Here is a 2,039-nt window from a genome sequence, read left to right as displayed (position 1 = left end):
CGGAAGCGGTCCTGCATGGCGGTGAGGAAGTTGACCAGGGCTCGCTGCCCGACGACGACACCCTTGGGCAGGCCGGTCGAACCGGACGTATAGATCACGTACGCGACGGTGTCGTGGGCGTGAGCGGGAAGGGCACGGACGGGGTCGGTGTCCGGCCGGGCGGCGAGATCCGGGGCGGCCAGGTCCCCGGCCCGGAGAGTCACCACCGGCTGGCTGTCGGTGAGGATGTGGTCGATGCGGGGTGCCGGGTGGTCGGGGTCGACGGGGACGTACGCCGCACCCGTCTTGAGCACGGCGAGCAGCGCCACCACCAGGTCGGCGGTCCGGGGGAGCAGGAGCGCCACGCGCTGTTCGGGTCCGGCACCGCGTTCGGCCAGCCAGTGGGCGAGGCGGTTGGCGCGGGTGTTGAGCTGCTGGTAGGTGAGGTGTTCCGTGCCGGTGATCAGGGCCGGGGCGTCCGGGGTGCGGGCGGCCTGCTGCTCGAAGAGGTCGGCCGCGGTGGCGTCCGGCAGTTCCCGGCCGGTGTCACTGAGCTCCGCCAGCCACTCGCGCTCACCCGGCAGCAGTACGTCCACGGTGCCCACCGGGGCCTCCGGTGCCGCCACGAGCCGGCGGAGCACCCGTACATAGCGGGCGGCGAGCCGTTCGACGGTCGTACGGTCGAAGAGATCCGTGGCGTACTCGATCCCGCCGCGCACACCGCCCGTGCCGCCCCCGTCTTCTCCCTCCGGCTCCAGGCTGAAGAAGAGGTCGAACTTCGCGGTCCCGGTCCGTACGGCCTCCAGGGCGACCTCCAGCCCGGGGAGGTCCAGCTGGGGGCGGGCATTGTTCTGCCAGGCGAACATCACCTGGAAGAGCGGGTGGTAGGCGGTCGACCGCTCCGGCTTCAGCAGCTCCACCAGGTGCTCGAAGGGCACATCCTGGTTGTCGAAGGCGGCGAGCGACCGGTCCCGCACCTGGTCGAGCAGCCGGTCGAAGGTGGGGTCGCCGGAGAGGTCGGCGCGCAGCACCCACATATTGGTGAAGAAGCCGACCAGCTCGTCCAGCGCCTCGTCGGTGCGTCCGGCGATGGGGGAGCCGATGGTGAGATCGGTACCGGCGCCGAGCCGGTGGAGGAGGACGGCGAGGGCGGTGTTCAGGACCATGGAGACGGTCAGCCCACGGTTCTGGGCGAGTCTCCGTACCGCCGTCGTCAGTTCGGCGTCCAGCCGGAAGTCGACGGTGTCACCCCGGTACGTGGCGTTCGCCGGGCGCGGCCGGTCAGTCGGCAGCGGCAAGGGCTGCGGGATGCCGGCCAGTTGCTCGCGCCAGTAGGCGGACTGGCGGGCGGCCACACTGTCGGGATCGGTGTCGTCGCCCAGCAGTTCGCGCTGCCAGAGGGTGTAGTCGGCGTACTGGACCGGCAGTTCGGGCCAGTCGGGTGCGGAGCCGTGGTGCCGGGCGGTGTAGGCGGTCGAGATGTCACGGGCCAGCGGGGCCATGGAGGCTCCGTCGCCGGCGATGTGGTGCAGCACCACCAGCAGCACATGTTCCCGAGGACCCGACCGGAAGAGGCGGGCGCGCAACGGCAGGTCGTCCGCCAGCTCGAAGCCCTCCCGGGCGCACTCCCCGACGGCCTCCGCCAGCTCCGGTTCCCCGGCCACCTTCCGGACCGGGACGTCGAGCCGGAGCCGGTCGGCGGGGACGATGTGCTGGTACGGCACCCCGTCGGCGTCCTCGCGGAACAGGGTGCGCAGGCTCTCGTGGCGCACGGCCACGTCCCGTACGGCGGCCGTGAGCGCCTCGGTGTCCAGCTCACCGCGCAATCGCAGAGTGGCGGCGAGGTTGTAGGTGGCCGAGGGACCCTCCAGCCGGTGGATGAACCACAGCCGACGCTGAGCGAAGGACAACGGGATCATGCACGATCACCTTTCGGTCAGCCTGCGAAGCGGCTTGCGAGCGGTCTTGGCCAGGTCCTGCCAGCGGTCGGTGAGCGCGGCGACGGTCGGCGCCTCGAAGAGCGTCCGGATCGGCAGATCGGTGGAGAGCGTGGTGCGGAT

Annotated in this window: 1 protein-coding gene; it reads right to left on the bottom strand. The window is 71.4% G+C overall.

Annotation, left to right across the window (positions count from 1 at the left end):
* On the bottom strand, positions 1 to 1,898 hold a 1,898-nt coding region (locus NX801_RS30545; RefSeq protein ID WP_258791218.1), incomplete at its 3' end, for a condensation domain-containing protein.
* Positions 1,899 to 2,039: the final 141 nt, after the last annotated feature.

The organism is Streptomyces pyxinae (genome assembly GCF_024756275.1).
Classification (GTDB): domain Bacteria; phylum Actinomycetota; class Actinomycetes; order Streptomycetales; family Streptomycetaceae; genus Streptomyces; species Streptomyces pyxinae.
Note: the sequence above shows the minus strand (reverse complement) of the source record. Positions and strands in the feature narration are given on the sequence as shown.